Below are 17,156 nucleotides of genomic sequence, written 5' to 3'. Positions count from 1 at the left end.
CGGTGAGTAGCGTGCGCGATGTCGTCCGTACTGGCGGTAACAACCGGAGAGGGTGATGCCGTGATACGCAGACCCGTGGCCTGGGTGGCCGCGATCGTGCTGCTCGTGGAAGCCGTCGGATTTGTCTTCGTCAACGGGGTGCTCGCCACGGTCGTCCACAACCAGCGGATGTCCCTGGCCGGCCTCGACCCCGACGCCATGTCCGCCGGTACGTGGGCGATGGGCGGCGTGACCGCCCTCTTCCTCGTCCTGTGCGCGGTGACCATGGTGCGTACGGCCCTCACGAACCGCGCCCCCGGCCGCTTCGGCCGGATCCTGCTGATCACCTGCGCGGTGGTGCACGGCGTGCTCGGCGCGTTGACGGTGGGGCTGGTGGGGTGGACGGCCTTCCTGTTCATGATGGTGGTGCTGGGACTGGTCGTGCTGGTGCTGGTGGGCCCGTCAGACCCAGAGATCCGTGATCGCCACCCCGTGCTCGGCCAGCAGCCGACGCAGCAGGGGCAGTGAGAGCCCGATCACGTTGCCGTGGCTGCCGTCGACCGAGTCGACGAACGGCGCCGAACGGCCGTCCAGCGTGAAGGACCCCGCGACATGGAGCGGCTCGCCCGAGGCGACGTACGCGGCGATCTCGTCGTCCGACGGGCTGCCGAAGCGGACGGTGGTGGAGGCGGTCTCGGACACGCGGCGGCCGGTCGCCGTGTCGATCACGCAGTGGCCGGTCCTGAGGACGCCCTCGCGGCCGCGCATCGACTTCCAGCGGGTGGCGGCCTCTTCGGCGTCGGCGGGCTTGCCGAGGGCCTCACCGTCCAGGTCGAGTACGGAGTCGCAGCCGACGACCAGCGTCCCGGCGGCCGCCGGGAGGGCCGCCACGGTGGTGGCCTTGGCCTCGGCGAGCAGGAGCGCGAGCGCGGCGGGGTCCGGGGCGGACAGCGCGTCCTCGTCGACCCCGCTGACGATCACCTCGGGCGCGAACCCGGCCTGCCGGAGCAGGGAGAGGCGGGCGGGGGAGGCGGAGGCGAGGACGAGCCTGCGGCGGGGAGCGGTCATGCGGGCCATGGTAGGCGGGGGGCTAACGGACGTCAGAGCAGGCCCAGGACGAGCATCGCCAGGATCATCGCGAGCGCGAGGACCACTCCGGCGCGGCGGAGCATGGTCTGCCCCTCGCGCAGTTCCTCGGGTGCTTCGTTCTTCGGGTCGGACCACAGCATGCCTCCGATCCTCCGGCGATCCCGTCCCGGGCGCCTGAGTACACGTACTCAGGCGCCCTGCCCGCCGGTGACCAGGCCCGTCAGCCGGGCCAGTAGGTGCGGGCCCAGGAGCGGGGCCCCGGCCGGTGCAGCCGCTCGCGGAGCACCCGGTCCGGGGCGGACCAGGCGGCGGGCGGCTCGGGCGGGGCGGCCTCCTGCGCGCCCGTCGCCCGTACCCGCGCCTGGACGACCGTCAGGGCGGCGGCCAGCTCTTCCGGAGTCGGATTGCCGCGTATCACTTTGATCATGGCCATGTCCCCTTTCCCACCTGTCTCCTGCCTGCCGTCCAGACCGTCCACGCCATCTAGAGCGGGATGTTGCCGTGCTTCTTGGGCGGCAGGCTCTCCCGCTTCGTACGGAGTTGACGCAGGCCCTTCACCAGGTGCGCCCGGGTGTCCGACGGCATGATCACCGCGTCGACGTACCCGCGCTCGGCCGCCACGTACGGGTTGAGCAGCGCGTCCTCGTACTCCTGGATCAGCCCCGCCCTGGCCGCGTCCTGCGCGGCCTCGTCGCCGGCCGCCGCGATCGTACGGCGGTGCAGGATGTTCACCGCGCCCTGCGCGCCCATCACCGCGATCTGGGCCGTCGGCCAGGCGAGGTTGAGGTCCGCGCCGAGGTGCTTGGAGCCCATCACGTCGTACGCGCCGCCGAACGCCTTGCGGGTGATCACCGTGATGAGCGGGACGGTGGCCTCCGCGTACGCGTAGATCAGTTTGGCGCCGCGCCGGATGATGCCGCCGTACTCCTGGTCGAGACCGGGCAGGAAGCCCGGCACGTCCACGAACGTCAGCACCGGGACGTTGAAGGCGTCACACGTACGGACGAACCGGGCCGCCTTCTCCGAGGCGTTGATGTCCAGACAACCGGCGAACTGCATCGGCTGGTTGGCGACGATCCCCACCGGATACCCCTCCACCCGGCCGAAGCCGGTCAGGATGTTCGGCGCGAACAGCGCCTGGGTCTCCAGGAACTCACCGTCGTCCAGCACGTGTTCGACCACGCGGTGCATGTCGTACGGCTGGTTCGCCGAGTCCGGGATCAGCGTGTCGAGCTCGCGGTCCTCGTCGGTCGTCTCCAGCGCGGCCTGCTCGGGGAAGGCGGGCGGCTCGGAGAGGTTGTTCGAAGGGAGGTACGACAGAAGGGACTTGACGTACTCGATGGCGTCCTTCTCGTCCCCCGCCATGTGATGCGCCACGCCGGACGTGGTGTTGTGCGTACGGGCTCCGCCCAGCTCCTCGAAGCCGACGTCCTCGCCGGTCACCGTCTTGATGACGTCGGGGCCCGTGATGAACATGTGGGACGTCCGGTCCACCATCACCGTGAAGTCCGTGATGGCGGGCGAGTAGACGGCGCCGCCCGCGCAGGGGCCGACGATCAGGCTGATCTGCGGGACCACCCCGGAGGCGTGCACGTTGCGCCGGAAGATCTCGGCGAAGAGGCCGAGGGCCACCACGCCCTCCTGGATCCGGGCGCCGCCACCGTCGTTGATGCCGATGACCGGGCAGCCGGTCTTCAGCGCGAAGTCCATGACCTTCACGATCTTCTCGCCGTACACCTCGCCGAGCGAGCCGCCGAAGATCGTGAAGTCCTGCGAGTAGACGCAGACCGGGCGGCCCTCGACCGTGCCGTAACCGGTCACCACGCCGTCGCCGTACGGCCGGTTCTTCTCGATGCCGAAGGCGGTCGAGCGGTGCCGGGCGAACTCGTCCAGCTCGACGAACGAGCCCTCGTCCAGCAGCAGGCCGATCCGTTCACGGGCCGTCAGCTTGCCCTTGGCGTGCTGCTTCTCCACGGCGCGCGCGGAGCCCGCGTGGGTGGCCTCCTCGATACGGTGCTGGAGGTCCGCGATCTTGCCCGCGGTGGTGTGGGCGGTTCCGGGCTCGGACATCGGGGTGCGGCTCCCTGCGGGGTTGCGGGTGCGGTGGGTCTAACGCCGTGCTGTCTGCGCCGTGCTGTCTGCCCGGCTACTGATCCGTAGCGTATCGGCGCGGATACGGTTCGGCAGTGCGGTGTTTGCCACATCTAGGGTGGCTCGCATGACCGATCCCGAAACCCCACACAGCCGCTGGTCCGACCTGGAGCGGCCGCCGCTGAACGTACGGGCGCTGCGGCGCGGCCTCATCCGGCCGGGCGGCCTGTGGACGTCCCTGGACGTCGTCACGACGACCGGCTCGACCAACTCCGACCTGGTGGCCGGAGCGTCCTCGCGCGCGGAGGGCGCGGTCCTCGTGGCCGAGGAACAGACGGCGGGGCGGGGGCGGATGGACCGGCGGTGGTCGGCGCCGGCGCGCTCGGGGCTCTTCTTCTCCGTCCTCCTCACGCCGGGCGACAACGTGCCCGTCCACCGGTGGGGGTGGCTGCCGCTGCTCACCGGCGTGGCCGTGGCGACGGCGGTGGCGCGGTCGGGGGGCGTCGACACCGCGCTGAAGTGGCCGAACGACCTGCTGGTCACGGTGGACGGCGAGGAGCGCAAGGCGGGCGGGATCCTGGCGGAGCGCGCGGGGGACGAGGCGGTGGTCGTGGGCATCGGCCTGAACGTGTCGCTGCGCGCGACGGAGCTGCCGGTCCCGACGGCGGGGTCGCTGGCGCTGGCGGACGCGATGTCCCTGGACCGGGACACGCTGCTGCGGTCCGTCCTCCGGTCGCTGGAGCAGTGGTACGTGGACTGGCGCGAGGCGGACGGCGACCCGGCGACGTCGGGCCTCCAGGAGGCGTACGCGGCGGGCTGCGCGACGCTGGGGCGGACGGTGCGGGCGGTGTTGCCGGGTGCTCGGGAGCGGGTGGGCGAGGCGGTGGCCGTCGATGGGGACGGCCGCCTTGTCTTGGCGATGGCTTCGGGGGGCCGGTATCCGGTGGGGGCGGGTGACGTGGTGCATCTGCGTTGACCGGGGTTTTTGGTTGCGCTTACTGATGTCCTCAATCGCCGGACGGGCTGGGTGTGCCGTGGTGACGGGGGCCGGGGCCTCCGGAGGTACGTATGTCCGGACTGCATGTTTTACGGCGCCTTCGGGAGCCCCGGACATTCACGGTAGTCATGCGCCACAAAACACGCTTTACGTCCGGACACACGCACCTCCTCCGACCCCACCCCCCTCACGCCGAGGGTGAGCAAAACGCCCCCCCGCCTGGGGTGGGCCTGCTTGTTTGGACGCGGGCCTGGAAGGGGGACGGGCAGGGGTCGTGTCCGGAACGTAAAGCGTGTTTTGTGTCGCGTGACTACCGGTGCACCAAACAAGACCCCGAACGCGACGTAAAACATGCAGTGCAGGACACGACCCCTGCCCGGCCCCCGGCAACAACCCGCACCGGAAAACGCGGCCCGCAGCGGGCACAACCAAGCCCGTCCGGCGCTTGAGGACATCAGTAAGCCGCGCCCGCGCCCCGGGCCGAGGCCACAAACGAAGCACGTCCGGCGATTGAGGACAAGAGGACAAAAGACCAAGACCACGCCGACCCGCCCCGTGGCCGTGAGCCAGCGCACACCTGTCGTATCGTTGAGCCCGATCCACGACAGATCGGCAGGACTGTGCGCAGGGAACGGGCAGGAGGCGGCTGGTGACCGTCGACGACGCGGGCGGAGCAGACGCGCAGCCGCCACAGCCGGACCCCACCCCGGACCCCTCCCCCCACTCCACCCCCCACCACATCGTGGACCACACGGCCGAACCGACCGACGACCCGCTCGCCATCCGGCTTGAGCAGCTCATCCTCGGCGCGGACCGCCGCTACACCCCCTTCCAGGCCGCCAGGACCGCCGGCGTCTCCATGGACCTCGCTTCCCGCTTCTGGCGTGCCATGGGTTTCGCCGACATCGGGCAGGCCAAGGCCCTTACCGAGGCCGACGTCCTCGCGCTGCGCCGCCTCGCCGGGCTCGTGGAGGCCGGGCTGCTCAGCGAGCCCATGGCGATCCAGGTGGCCAGGTCCACCGGACAGACCACCGCCCGCCTCGCGGAGTGGCAGATCGACTCGTTCCTGGAGGGGCTCACGGAGCCGCCCGAGCCGGGGATGACGCGGACCGAGGTCACGTACCCCCTGGTGGAGCTGCTCCTGCCCGAGCTGGAGGAGTTCCTTGTCTACGTGTGGCGCCGCCAGCTCGCCGCCGCCACCGGGCGCGTCGTGCAGGCCGCCGACGACGACGAGATGGTCGACCGGCGCCTCGCCGTCGGGTTCGCCGACCTCGTCGGGTTCACCCGGCTGACCCGCCGGCTGGAGGAGGAGGAGCTGGGCGAGCTGGTGGAGGCGTTCGAGACGACCTCCGCCGACCTGGTCGCCGCGCACGGCGGCCGGCTGATCAAGACCCTCGGTGACGAGGTGCTGTTCGCGGCGGACGACGCCGGCACCGCCGCCGAGATCGCGCTGCGCCTCATCGAGACGATGACCCATGACGAGACGATGCCGGCGCTGCGCGTCGGGATCGCGTTCGGCACGGTCACCACCCGCATGGGTGACGTCTTCGGCACGACCGTGAACCTCGCGAGCAGGCTCACCTCGATAGCTCCCAAGGACACGGTCCTGGTCGACGGCGCCTTCGCGGAGGACCTGATCCGTACGGGCGAGGCCCCCGCCTCCGAGGCCGGGGCGGCCGAGGCCGCCGCCGAGGCGGAGAAGGAGGGGCGCGAGGCCCCCTCGTACCGCTTCGGGCTCCGGCCGATGTGGCAGCGGCCCGTCCGCGGTCTCGGTGTGGTCGAGCCCTGGCTCCTGGCCCGCCGCACGACCTGAGCCGGGCCGGCGACGCCGGGCGCACCGGAGGCCGGCCCCCGGTGCACACGAGGACCGGCCGGTGTATCAGCGGCTGCGGCGGCTGCAGCCGCGGTGGGTCAGCGCGCGCCACCCGCACCCCTCAGCGCGCGGCGCCCACCCGCCTCAGCGCGTACCGCCCGCGACCGCCGCACGCGGCTCGGCGACCGTCGACCGCACCGACTTCCCGTCGGCCTTCGTCACCCGGGTGGCCACCCGCGCGCCGCAGTTCGAGCCGTAGGTCCACACCCCCTGGTTGGCGATGCCCCCGGCCCAGTCGACGCAGTAGCCCTTCCCGTAGACGTAGACGGGTCCGGCGTACGACCGGTAGTCGCCGGCGTCGGAGCCGGACTCGTAGGTGTCCGGGACGGACACCGAGGTGAAGATGTACACCGGCGAACCGCTGGTCTTGCGGATCGTGACGGCGCAGTTGTAGCCGCTCTTGGCGTTGTACGTCAGGTACACCGTGCCCTGTGTGCCGATGTCCGCCGAGTTCACGACCTTGTAGCCGGTGCCACAGACCCCGTTGTACGCGGCCTGGGCCGCCGCGGCGGTCGGTGCGGCGGCGGCGGGCTGGGTGAAGGCGGCGGTCGTTCCTCCGACGGCGAGCGCGGTCAGGGCCGCGGCCATGGCCGCACGACGAGATTTACGCATGAATTTTTCCCCCTGTAACTCCACGAGTACTTTCTGTGTGCTCACCAATCCAGACCAGCCGATCAAGAAAAGAGTTGTACGGAACTTTCCGCCACCAAATGCGGGGCCTTTATGATCTCGGTGAACCGTCGTTAACCGGGAGGGTGTTCCATGGGTGGGTCCGAGCAGAGGTACGGGGACTTCGTCGTCGTACGGAGGTCCGGGTACGTCGCCGAGCTGGTCCTCGACCGGCCGAAGGCCATGAACGCCGTGTCCACGGAGATGGCCCGTTCCCTCGCCGCCGCGTGTACGGCGCTGGGCGCGGACCGGGACGTACGGGTCACGGTCCTCACCTCCAGCCACGCGAGCGCGTTCTGCGTCGGCGCGGACCTCAAGGAGCGCGCCTCCTTCACCGACGGCGACCTGGTACGGCAGCGGCCGACCGCGCGGGCCGCGTACACCGGGGTCCTGGAGCTGCCCATGCCCACGATCGCGGCCGTGCACGGGTTCGCCCTGGGCGGCGGGTTCGAGCTGGCGCTCGCCTGCGACCTGATCGTCGCGGACCGTACGGCCGTCGTCGGGCTGCCCGAGGTCTCGGTCGGCGTCATTCCCGGCGGGGGCGGTACGCAGCTGCTGCCGCGCCGGGTCGGGGCGGCCCGCGCGGCGGAGCTGATCTTCACGGCCCGGCGGGTGAAGGCGGCGGAGGCGCGTGATCTCGGTCTCGTCGACCAGCTCGTGGACGAGGGCGACGACCGGGAGGAGGCCCTCGCCCTCGCGGACCGTATCGCCGTGAACTCGCCCGTCGGCCTGCGCGCGGCCAAGCGCGCGCTGCGGCTCGGGCAGGGCCTGGACCTGCGGGCCGGCCTGGAGGTGGAGGACGCGGCGTGGCGGGCGGTCGCGTTCTCCGGCGACCGTCCTGAGGGGGTCGCGGCGTTCAACGAGAAGCGGACGCCGCAGTGGCCCGGGGAGTGAGCGGGTGAGCGGGTGAACGCAGAGTGAGCGGCCCTCGCTCCAAGTGATCAAATCATCCCAAAGCGCCCTAAGCTGGAGCGATGGGAGTGGATGGGCGACTGCGAGCCGTGGTGTCGCTGGCGCAGGCCATGGCGTCGGCCCAGGCCCCGCGCGATTCCTGGCGGGCGGCCGCGCAGGGGGCGCGCGAGGCGCTCGGCGGGAGCTTCGCGGCGCTGTCCGTGTGGGAACGGGACCTCGGGCGGCTCAAGGTGCTCGTGAACGCGGGGGAGCGGGTGGCGGGGGAGGAGGAGTTCCCCGAGGCCGAGGCGTATCCCGTCCACCAGTTCCCGGAGATCGCGGAGTTCCTGCACGAGCGGTGGGCGGGGGGCGGCGGCCCGAACGCCTGGGTCGAGACGGCGGAGGGCGCGGCGGCCGGGTCGCCCGGCTACAGCCACCAGCGCGTGGCCGCGCTGCGGCGGCGGGGGCGGGGGTGCTGTGTGGTCGCGCCGATCATCCTGCACGGGCGGGCGTGGGGTGAGCTGTACGTGGCCCGGGCCAAGGGCGCTGCGCTCTTCGGCCGGGACGACGCGGACTTCGCGACCGTCATCGCGTCGGTCGTGGCGTCCGGGATCGCCCAGACGGAGCGGCTCGAAGAGGTACGCCGCCTCGCCTTCACCGACCCCCTGACGGGGCTCGCGAACCGGCGCGCGGTCGACATGCGGCTCGACGAGGCGGTGGGACGCTACCGGGCGGACGGCTCCGTCACGAGCCTGGTCGTGTGCGACCTGAACGGCCTGAAGACGGTCAACGACACGCACGGGCACGCGGTCGGCGACCGGTTGCTGGAACGGTTCGCCTCGGTCCTGTCCCTGTGCGCGGCGAAACTGCCGGGCGCGGTGGCCGCGCGGCTGGGCGGGGACGAGTTCTGTCTGTTGGCGGTGGGGCCGTCGGCGGACGAGGTGATCGCGGTCGCGGACGAGCTGTGCGTGCGGGCGGCGGAGCTGGAACTGGGGGAGGGGGTGGCGTGCGGGGTCGCGTCGACGGGGGACGCGATTGGGGAGGTGCGGTCCGCCCGGCGCCTGTTCCGCTTGGCGGACGCGGCGCAGTATCGCGCGAAGGCTGCGCGGGCGGGGGGGCCGGTGGTGGCGGGGCGGGACGAGGAGGTGCTGCGCCTGGCGGACACGGCGCCCCCGTCGGGAGACCGCCGCCGTTTCCGCGATGCGCGTTGACGTGGTTGTTGCCTTGCGCCCGGTGGTGGGCGCGCCTTACTACTTGTCCTCAATCGCCGGACGGGCTGGGTTTGTCGTGGTGACGGGGGGCGGGGCCTGCGGAGGTACGTATGTCCGGACTGCATGTTTTACGGCGCGTGCAAGGTCTTGTTTTGCGTAACGGTAGCCATGCGCCACAAAACACGCTTTACGTCCGGCCACACGCACCTCCTCCGACCCCACCCCCCTCACGCCGAGGGTGAACTGAACGACCCCGCCCGCTCCCGGGGGTGGTTGTGGCCCGGCACGCGGGCGCGGCTTACTGATGTCCTCAAACGCCGGACGGGCTGGGGGTGCGTCCGGGCGGGCGCCCGTTGACGGGTGCGGGTCACCGATGTCCTCAATCGCCGGACGGGCTTGAAGTGCCCCGGTGCGGGCCGGGTTGTTTTGGCGCGGGCCTGGAAGGGGGACGGGCAGGGGTCGTGTCCGGAACGTAAAGCGTGTTTTGTGTCGCATGGCTAACGTTACGCAAAACAAGACCCCGCACGCGACGTAAAACATGCAGTGCAGGACACGACCCCTGACCGGCCCCCGGCAACCGACCCGCACCAAGGCCACCGGGCCGCAGCGGGCACCACCAAGCCCGTCCGGCGATTGAGGACAATCAGTAACCGCACCCGGCACCGGGCGCGCGGGCAAAATCAAGCCCGTCCGGCGATTGAGGACATCAGTAAGCCGCGCCCGCGCCCCGGGCAGACGCCACAAACAGAGCCCGTCCGGCGCTTGAGGACAAGCAGTGGGCCGCGCCCACCACCCGGGCGCAGACGCCCGTCCGGTGATGGAGGACAAAAGCCGGCCGCCAAGCCGCCCCGCAGCCCGCCTAGTGACACGTTCGGATTCAATCCGTACGCTCCTGAATATGGATATGCACACCGTCATCCTGGGCACCACCGGCACCACCCCCGAAGACGTCCTCGCCGTAGCCCGACACCACGCCAAGGTCACGCTCAGCGAAACCGCGCGCAGCGCGATCGCCGAGGCCCGCCTCGTCGTGGACGCGCTCGCCGCCAAGCCCGAGCCCGTCTACGGCGTCTCGACCGGGTTCGGCGCGCTCGCCAGCCGGCACATCGGGCCCGAACTCCGCGCGCGGCTCCAGCGCAACATCGTGCGCAGCCACGCCGCCGGCATGGGGCCCCACGTCGAGCGGGAGGTCGTGCGCGCGCTGATGTTCCTGCGGCTCAAGACCCTCGCGTCCGGGCACACCGGCGTACGCCCCGAGGTCGCCCAGACCATGGCGGACGTGCTGAACGCCGGGATCACGCCCGTCGTGCACGAGTTCGGCTCCCTCGGCTGCTCCGGCGACCTCGCGCCCCTCTCGCACTGCGCGCTGACGCTCATGGGCGAGGGCGACGCGGAAGGACCCGACGGGATCGTGCGCCCCGCCGGAGAGCTGCTCGCGCGGCACGGCATCGCGCCCGTCGAGCTGCGCGAGAAGGAGGGCCTCGCCCTGCTCAACGGCACCGACGGCATGCTCGGCATGCTGGTCATGGCCCTCGCCGACCTGCGCCGCCTCTACACCTCCGCCGACATCACCGCCGCGCTCACCCTGGAGGCCCTTCTCGGCACCGCCAAGGTCCTCGCGCCCGAGCTGCACGCGATCCGGCCGCACCCGGGCCAGGCCGCCAGCGCCGACAACATGCTGCGGGTCCTCGCCGGATCCGGCCTCACCGGCCACTTCCAGGAGGACGCGGCCCCGCGGGTCCAGGACGCGTACTCCGTGCGCTGCGCCCCCCAGGTCGCCGGCGCCGGCCGGGACACCCTGGAGTACGCCGGGATCGTGGCCGGCCGCGAGCTGGCCGCCGCCGTGGACAACCCCGTCGTCCTGCGCGACGGCCGCGTGGAGTCCAACGGCAACTTCCACGGCGCGCCCGTCGCGTACGTCCTGGACTTCCTGGCCATCGCCGCCGCCGACCTCGGCTCGATCGCCGAACGCCGTACCGACCGGCTGCTCGACAAGAACCGCTCGCACGGCCTGCCGCCCTTCCTGGCCGACGACGCCGGGGTCGACTCGGGCCTGATGATCGCCCAGTACACCCAGGCCGCGCTGGTGAGCGACATGAAGCGGCTGGCCGTCCCCGCGTCCGTCGACTCCATCCCGTCCTCCGCGATGCAGGAGGACCACGTCTCGATGGGCTGGTCGGCTGCACGCAAGCTCCGTACCGCCGTGGACAACCTCACGCGGATCATCGCGGTGGAGTTGTACGCGGCGACCCGCGCCATCGAGCTGCGCGACGGCCTCACGCCCGCGCCCGCCTCCCGCGCCGCGATCGACGCGCTGCGCGCCGCCGGCGTCGAGGGCCCCGGCCCCGACCGCTTCCTCGCCCCCGACCTCGCGGGCGCCGACGCGTTCGTACGGGACGGGAGCCTGATCGCCGCCGTGGAGCGGGTCACGGGCCCCCTGGCCTGACACGTACAAGAAACGCGTGAGGGGCCGCCCGGCGCACCGGGCGGCCCCTCACGTACGTACGTCAGATCAGGCCGGCGCTTCTTCGCGCCGCGTACGCGACGAAGCCCGCACCGATGCCGAGGAAGGCGGTCCCGCCGATCAGGTACGGCGTGGTGCTCACGCTGCCCGTGTCGGCGAGGGCCAGGGGTTGTGAGGTGTTCGGGTCCTCGGAGGTGGTGTTCAGGCGGGCTGAGGTGAAGCTCTGACCGGCTGCGACCGGCTGTTGTTCCGGGCCGGAGTGCTCTTCCGCGGCTTTCGCGGACGGGACGAACCACAGAGCGCAGAGCAGGGTTCCGGCGGCGGTAGCGGTCAGCAGCGGACGGCGTGCGACGGACACGTGATCGATCCCCCTTGTGACAACGCCGAATTGGCTGGGTGCGCTGATGCTAGTGAAAGCAGCGGGTCGCGGGAAAGTCGTGGAGGCCAGGAGCCCTACGCTCCGTCGTATGACCACTTCTGAGACATCACGTTTTGTGCGGCTACGGGTCGAATTGGTACTGGAGATCGACGGGCCCGAGCCGCTCAGCGCGGCGGCGCTGGACCGGATCGTCACCGACGACACCATGCGCGAGGACGAGCGCGCGCACGCGCAGGCGACGGTACGGCAGGACCCGGCGGAGGCCCTCGCCTATCTCGTGGAGCCGTACGACCTGGTCAGGGACGTGCCGGGGGTGGAGCTGGCGCAGGCGTCGTGGACCAGCGAGGAGATCGACTACGACCCCGACGCGGTGGAGTGGGCACTCGACGAGGATGACGAGGAGGGGGACGACGAAGGGGACGAGGGGGCCGGCGGCGACGAGGACGAGGGCGGCGACGGCCCCTGGGGCGGCCTCGGTGACGGCGGTACGGGCGGCGCGGAGGGTGGCCGGGGAGCGCGCTTCGACCACCGCGACGGTCAGGGCCCGCGCTGAGTCGTGTCACTCTGGTAAGCCCCGGTCCTTTGCTGTGGCGGGCCGGGGCTTACGGCCGTGCGCGAGCGGCAAGTGGCATTCACCACATCGCCGGCCGAAGTGGAACCGGACGAACCGGTACAGGTGTTCTTAAGGGTTATCGGCAGGGTAGTCGGCGATGATGGAGATACGTGTGATGACGGACAGCAAGCGGCGCAGGGGCCTCATGGCCGCGTCCGCACTGCTCGGTGGCGTACTGGTCCTTTCGGCCTGTAGCGACGACGGCGGCAAGACCGCGAGCGGCGCCGACAGTACGAAGTCGTCGTCGCAGGCCCAGGTGGACGAGGCGGCCGCCAAGGCGACGTCCGAGGCCAAGATAGTCATCGCACCCCGGGACGGGGCGTCGAACGCCGGTATCAACGACGACGCCAAGGTCACGGTCAGCAAGGGCACCCTCACGCAGGTGACCATGACGACGGCCGACGGCACCGCCGTGAAGGGCACGCTGTCCGCCGACGGCCTCAGCTGGAAGCCGGACGCGCAGCTGGAGCGCTCCACGACGTACAAGATCGCCGCGACGGCGAAGGACGGCAAGGGCCGCAAGGCCTTCGAGAACTCCTCCTTCACCACCGTCTCGCCCGCCAACAGCTTCATCGGGAACTTCACCCCCGAGGACGGCTCCACGGTCGGCGTCGGCATGCCGGTCTCGATCAACTTCGACAAGGCGATCACCGACCAGAAGGCCGTGCAGGACGGGATCACCGTCACGTCCAGCAGCGGCCAGCAGGTCGTCGGCCACTGGTTCAGCCAGCAGCGCCTCGACTTCCGCCCCGACCAGTACTGGAAGGGCGGCTCGACGGTCACCCTCAAGCTGAACCTGGACGGGGTCGAGGGCGCGAAGGGCGTCTTCGGCGTCCAGCAGAAGACGGTCACCTTCACCATCGGCCGCAACCAGGTCAGCACGGTCGACGCCAAGGCGAAGACCATGACCGTCACGCGCGACGGCAAGACGATCAAGACGATCCCGATCTCCTCGGGATCGCCCGACAACCCCACGTACAACGGTCAGATGGTGATCTCCGAGAAGTTCAAGGAGACCCGGATGAACGGCGCGACGGTCGGCTTCACCGACGACGACGGCAAGGGGGAGTACGACATCCCCGACGTGCCGCACGCCATGCGGCTGTCGACCTCCGGGACCTTCATCCACGGCAACTACTGGGGCGCCCCCTCCGTCTTCGGCAACGTCAACACCAGCCACGGCTGTGTCGGCCTCCAGGACGTCAAGGGCGCGGGCGACGACAACCAGCCCGCCGCGTGGTTCTACAACAACTCGCTGGTCGGTGACGTCGTCATCGTGAAGAACTCCCCGGACAAGACCATCAAGCCCGACAACGGTCTGAACGGCTGGAACCTGTCCTGGGCCGAGTGGCAGGCCGGCTCGCAGGCCTGATCCTCCATCAGCCGCCCGGCCGAACGGCGGCCGGTCCCGTGTGACGGGATCGGCCGCCGTCGGCGTTCTCATGGCGTTCTCAGCGGGGCCTCAACCGACCATCACACCGCGCGCCTAACTTCACGCCCATGTTCTTCACATACCTCCGGCGGGAACTGCGCCGCCGCCGAAAGGCGGCGCTCGTCGTCGCCTCCGGGCTCGCGCTCGGCATCGCGCTCGTGATCATCGTCAATTCCGTGTCCGCCGGTATGGGCAACGCCCAGGACAAGGTCCTTCAATCGCTGTACGGCCTCGGCACGGACATGACCGTCACCAAGGCCGCGCCCGCCGCGACCGGGGGCGAGTCGGGGCGCCCGCGCTTCCGGTTCGACGCGAAGGGCGAGGACGGCGCGTCGCAGAGCAGCGACCGCGTGGTCGTCCAGGGCTTCCAGACCCTCGCGTCCTCCACGGTGACCGAGGTCGCCGACCAGAGCGGTGTCTCCGGCGCGGTCGGCGGCCTGAGCCTGAACGTGCTGAAGATCAACGGGGAGTTCACGCGAGGCGAGTTCAAGCCCGACGAGAACGGCGGCACTCCCGGCGGTGGCCGTAACGGCGGCGGCACCGGCGGCCGGGTCTCCGGAGGCGGCGCCAACTTCGACGTCGACTCCTTCACGCTGTACGGCGCCGACGTCACGGAGCCCGCGCTCGGCCCGCTGACCTCCTCGAAGATCACTTCGGGCCGTACGTTCAAGGCGACGGAGACCGACGCGAAGGTCGCGGTCGTCGACAGCGCGTACGCCAAGAAGAAGAGCCTCGCGGTCGGCAAGACCCTCACCATCCACGGCAGCAAGTTCAGCGTCATCGGGATCGCCACGGCGGACAGCGGTGACGCCGCCGCCAACGCCTACATCCCGCTGAAGCAGGCCCAGACCCTGTCCGACTCCAAGGACAAGATCACCACGGTCTATGTGAAGGCGTCCGACTCGCAGCAGATCGGCGCGGTCAAGTCCACCATCCAGAAGAACATCCCGGGCACGACCGTCACCACCTCCGCCGACCTCGCGGACACCGTCTCCGGCTCCCTCTCCACCGCCTCCGACCTCGCCACGAGCGTCGGCAAGTGGCTGTCGATCGCGGTGCTCATCGCCGCCTTCCTGGTGGCTGGACTGCTCACCTCCTCGGCGGTCAGCCGCCGGGTACGGGAGTTCGGCACCCTCAAGGCGCTCGGCTGGAAGTCCGGCCGCGTCACGCGCCAGGTGATCGGTGAGGCCCTGGTCAACGGGCTGCTGGGCGGAGTGCTCGGCATCGCCCTCGGGCTCGGCGGCGCCTACCTGGTGACGGCCATCAGCCCGACCCTCAAGGCCCAGATCGGCTCCGCGGGCTCGTCAGGGGCGGGCGGCGGCTTCGGTGGCTTCGGTGGTGGCGGTGGTGGCCCGGCGCGGCAGACCGCCTCCAAGGCCCTCGACGTCGCGCTCACCGCGCCCGTGTCCCTCGCCACCATCGGGATCGCCGTGGCGCTCGCGGTCGGCGGCGGTCTGATCGCCGGCGGCTTCGGCGGCTGGCGCGCCTCGCGGCTGCGCCCGGCGGACGCGCTGCGGCGGGTCGAGTAGGCCCGCTCCTGTGCGCGGCCGGGTCCCTCGTCCGCAGCCGGACTCTTCGCCCTGGCCCGGCTCCTCGCCCGTACCCCGGCCCCCGTACCACCCCGCCCCCGTACCACCCCACCCTCGTTCCTCCCTCGTACCGCAGGAGTTGCCCGATGTACCAGCTCAAAGGCGTCACCAAGGTCTACCACCGGGGAAAGAAGCCCGTCCACGCGCTCGCCGGCGTCGATCTGACCATCGAGGACGGCGGCCGGCTGGTCATCCAGGGCCCCACCGGCGGCGGCAAGTCCACGCTGCTCCAGATGCTCGGCGCGCTCGACCGGCCGACCGCGGGCTCCGTCGAACTCGACGGCGTCGACCTGGCCGGCCTGTCCGAGGCCCGGCTCACCAAGGTGCGCGCCGAGTCCATCGGCTTCGTCTTCCAGAGCTTCAACCTCATCCCCACCCTCACCGCGCAGGAGAACGTCGAGACGGCGCTCGTCCCGCTCGGCCTCAAGGGGCCCGCGCGGCGCCAACAGGCCGCCGAGGCGCTGGAGTCCGTGGGGCTCGGTGAGCGGCTCGGTCACGTACCGGGCGAGTTGTCCGGCGGCCAGCAGCAGCGGGTCGCCATCGCGCGTGCCCTGGTGAAACGCCCGAAGGTGCTGCTCGCGGATGAACCCACGGGAAATCTGGACGAGTCGATGCGTGACGAGATCATGGAACTGCTGGAGGGCCTCTGGAAAGAGCACGGGCTGACCTTCATCATGGTCACGCACGACAGTTCCATCGCCCGCCGTGCTCCCCGGCTCGCCACCATCCGCAAGGGGAAGGTCACGGTGACCGAGAACGCGACCGCCGCCTGAGGTCGAGAGCCGGACGACAGGCCCCAGGTCCGTGGGGCGGCGCCCCCTGCCCTGCCCGGACGTCCCGCAACTCGCGGGCGTCGTCACCCCCGTACGCGTAGGTTCGGTTCATGCTGATCACTCTGGGAAGCCCGCCCACGGACGCCGAGACGGACGCCTGGCACGCGGTGATCACCGCGGCCCACGTCCTCGATCTCCCGGCGTCCGTCCCCGAGCCCAGCCGGTCCGAGACGGCGGGGAAGCTGCGGCTGCCCCCGGTCGGGGGGCGGAACGTGCACGTCGTGTCGACGGCGGCGGACGGTTCGTACGACGGGGTCGCCTCCCTTCTCCTCTTCACCGAGGAGCCCCACCTCCGGACCGCCTTCCTCGACGTCCTGGTGGTGCGGCCCGACGCCCGCCGGGGTGGTGTCGGCGCCGCGCTCTGGACCGCGATACGGGACGAACTCGCCGCCGCCGGGCGGACCTCGGTCTCGACCGTCCTCGAACTGGGCGGCGCGGGCGAGGCGTTCGTCGACAGCCTCGGCTTCACGAACACGCTCCCGCTCGGCTGGTACGTGATGCGGGTCCGGCAGACCCTCGACGAGGTCCCCGAGCCGGTGCTCCCCGCCGGACTGCGCTTCGCCGACTGGTCCGGGGTGGTTCCCGACGAGTTGGCGGAAGGTTTCGCCCGCGCCCACGACGCGCGGGAGGACACGCCGGGCGGGGCCCCGGAGGAGCGGGCGACGAGCTGGGACGTACGGAGAGTGCGGGCCGCGGCCCGGCTCATCGAGGACCGGGGCGGGGCGATCCTCACCTCGGCCGTGCTCGACACGACGGCGGGGGACGCCGTGGTCGGCTACACGGAACTGGTCCTGCGGGACCCGGCGGCCACCCGCGCCGTCCAGTACGACACGGTGGTCGTGCCCTCCCACCGCGGCCGGGGACTGGGCCGCGCGGTCAAGCGCCACCTCCTCGGGACGCTGCACGAACTGCACCCCGGCATACGGGAGATCAGCACGACGGTCGCCGACGGCAACACGTCGATGATCGCGGTGAACGAGGGGCTGGGCTACCGCAGGGAGCGGCCGGTGGGTCTCTTCCAGGCCAAGCTGTAGGCAAGGTACGGC

The 17,156-nt window shown here is 71.3% G+C and carries 17 protein-coding genes; 11 read left to right on the top strand and 6 right to left on the bottom strand.

Going from position 1 to position 17,156, the window contains the following annotated elements; genetic code table 11:
• The first annotated feature begins 18 nt into the window (after window positions 1-18).
• The gene (locus ACIODU_RS20415) at window positions 19-507 is read left to right on the top strand and encodes a hypothetical protein (protein ID WP_401769259.1); all 489 of its coding nucleotides are present in this window, start codon (window positions 19-21) and stop codon (window positions 505-507) included.
• Here ACIODU_RS20415 and ACIODU_RS20410 read toward each other — a convergent pair.
• The 4 genes from ACIODU_RS20410 to ACIODU_RS20395 form a co-directional block, all read right to left on the bottom strand.
• Window positions 442-1,056 carry a nucleoside triphosphate pyrophosphatase gene (locus ACIODU_RS20410; protein WP_401769257.1) on the bottom strand — a complete coding sequence of 205 codons (615 nt, stop codon included), beginning with the start codon at window positions 1,054-1,056 and terminating at the stop codon, window positions 442-444. The genes ACIODU_RS20415 and ACIODU_RS20410 overlap by 66 nt on opposite strands.
• 23 nt (window positions 1,057-1,079) lie before the next feature.
• Window positions 1,080-1,208 (bottom strand): morphogenic membrane protein MmpB, encoded by a 129-nt coding sequence (mmpB, locus tag ACIODU_RS20405; protein ID WP_272925716.1) that lies wholly within the window; start codon window positions 1,206-1,208, stop codon window positions 1,080-1,082.
• Window positions 1,209-1,288: 80 nt separating this feature from the next.
• Window positions 1,289-1,495, bottom strand: coding sequence for an acyl-CoA carboxylase subunit epsilon (locus ACIODU_RS20400; protein ID WP_401769254.1), 207 nt, complete (start codon window positions 1,493-1,495; stop codon window positions 1,289-1,291).
• Window positions 1,496-1,551: 56 nt separating this feature from the next.
• Window positions 1,552-3,138: an acyl-CoA carboxylase subunit beta gene (locus ACIODU_RS20395; RefSeq protein ID WP_401769252.1), complete on the bottom strand. Its 1,587-nt coding sequence runs from the start codon at window positions 3,136-3,138 to the stop codon at window positions 1,552-1,554.
• Window positions 3,139-3,286: 148 nt separating this feature from the next.
• On the opposite strand from ACIODU_RS20395, the gene ACIODU_RS20390 reads away from it, so the two are divergent.
• Both ACIODU_RS20390 and ACIODU_RS20385 read left to right on the top strand, forming a co-directional pair.
• Window positions 3,287-4,135, top strand: coding sequence for a biotin--[acetyl-CoA-carboxylase] ligase (locus ACIODU_RS20390; protein ID WP_401769250.1), 849 nt, complete (start codon window positions 3,287-3,289; stop codon window positions 4,133-4,135).
• 667 nt (window positions 4,136-4,802) lie between these two features.
• Entirely contained in the window at window positions 4,803-5,969 is a 1,167-nt protein-coding gene (locus ACIODU_RS20385) for an adenylate/guanylate cyclase domain-containing protein (RefSeq protein ID WP_401769514.1), read from the top strand.
• 144 nt (window positions 5,970-6,113) lie between these two features.
• On the opposite strand, the gene ACIODU_RS20380 is transcribed toward ACIODU_RS20385, so the two are convergent.
• Window positions 6,114-6,641, bottom strand: coding sequence for a spore-associated protein A (locus tag ACIODU_RS20380; RefSeq protein ID WP_401769248.1), 528 nt, complete (start codon window positions 6,639-6,641; stop codon window positions 6,114-6,116).
• A gap of 150 nt (window positions 6,642-6,791) precedes the next feature.
• On the opposite strand from ACIODU_RS20380, the gene ACIODU_RS20375 reads away from it, so the two are divergent.
• The 3 genes from ACIODU_RS20375 to hutH all read left to right on the top strand — a co-directional run bounded on the left by ACIODU_RS20375 (window position 6,792) and on the right by hutH (window position 11,246).
• Entirely contained in the window at window positions 6,792-7,592 is an 801-nt protein-coding gene (locus ACIODU_RS20375) for an enoyl-CoA hydratase/isomerase family protein (RefSeq protein ID WP_401769246.1), read from the top strand.
• An 80-nt stretch (window positions 7,593-7,672) separates the two neighbouring features.
• Window positions 7,673-8,800 (top strand): diguanylate cyclase domain-containing protein, encoded by a 1,128-nt coding sequence (locus tag ACIODU_RS20370; protein ID WP_401769244.1) that lies wholly within the window; start codon window positions 7,673-7,675, stop codon window positions 8,798-8,800.
• A gap of 904 nt (window positions 8,801-9,704) precedes the next feature.
• Window positions 9,705-11,246: a histidine ammonia-lyase gene (hutH, locus tag ACIODU_RS20365; RefSeq protein ID WP_401769513.1), complete on the top strand. Its 1,542-nt coding sequence runs from the start codon at window positions 9,705-9,707 to the stop codon at window positions 11,244-11,246.
• A gap of 61 nt (window positions 11,247-11,307) precedes the next feature.
• Here the strand turns inward: hutH and ACIODU_RS20360 are convergent, their stop codons facing one another.
• Window positions 11,308-11,622 carry a hypothetical protein gene (locus tag ACIODU_RS20360; RefSeq protein WP_401769242.1) on the bottom strand — a complete coding sequence of 105 codons (315 nt, stop codon included), beginning with the start codon at window positions 11,620-11,622 and terminating at the stop codon, window positions 11,308-11,310.
• 109 nt (window positions 11,623-11,731) lie between these two features.
• Between ACIODU_RS20360 and ACIODU_RS20355 the strand changes: the two genes are divergently transcribed.
• From ACIODU_RS20355 to ACIODU_RS20335, 5 genes are all read left to right on the top strand, one after another.
• Window positions 11,732-12,196 carry a hypothetical protein gene (locus ACIODU_RS20355; protein ID WP_401769240.1) on the top strand — a complete coding sequence of 155 codons (465 nt, stop codon included), beginning with the start codon at window positions 11,732-11,734 and terminating at the stop codon, window positions 12,194-12,196.
• Window positions 12,197-12,356: 160 nt separating this feature from the next.
• Window positions 12,357-13,628 (top strand): Ig-like domain-containing protein, encoded by a 1,272-nt coding sequence (locus tag ACIODU_RS20350; RefSeq protein ID WP_356428190.1) that lies wholly within the window; start codon window positions 12,357-12,359, stop codon window positions 13,626-13,628.
• 128 nt (window positions 13,629-13,756) lie between these two features.
• The gene (locus ACIODU_RS20345; RefSeq protein WP_401769238.1) at window positions 13,757-15,217 is read left to right on the top strand and encodes an ABC transporter permease; all 1,461 of its coding nucleotides are present in this window, start codon (window positions 13,757-13,759) and stop codon (window positions 15,215-15,217) included.
• 146 nt (window positions 15,218-15,363) lie between these two features.
• The gene (locus ACIODU_RS20340) at window positions 15,364-16,050 is read left to right on the top strand and encodes an ABC transporter ATP-binding protein (protein WP_356428164.1); all 687 of its coding nucleotides are present in this window, start codon (window positions 15,364-15,366) and stop codon (window positions 16,048-16,050) included.
• Between the two features lie 110 nt (window positions 16,051-16,160).
• Window positions 16,161-17,144, top strand: coding sequence for a GNAT family N-acetyltransferase (locus tag ACIODU_RS20335; protein WP_401769236.1), 984 nt, complete (start codon window positions 16,161-16,163; stop codon window positions 17,142-17,144).
• The last annotated feature ends 12 nt before the right edge of the window (window positions 17,145-17,156 follow it).

The organism is Streptomyces sp. NPDC088261 (assembly GCF_044740805.1).
Classification (GTDB): Bacteria; Actinomycetota; Actinomycetes; order Streptomycetales; family Streptomycetaceae; genus Streptomyces.
This window is presented reverse-complemented; position numbering and strand designations above follow the sequence as displayed.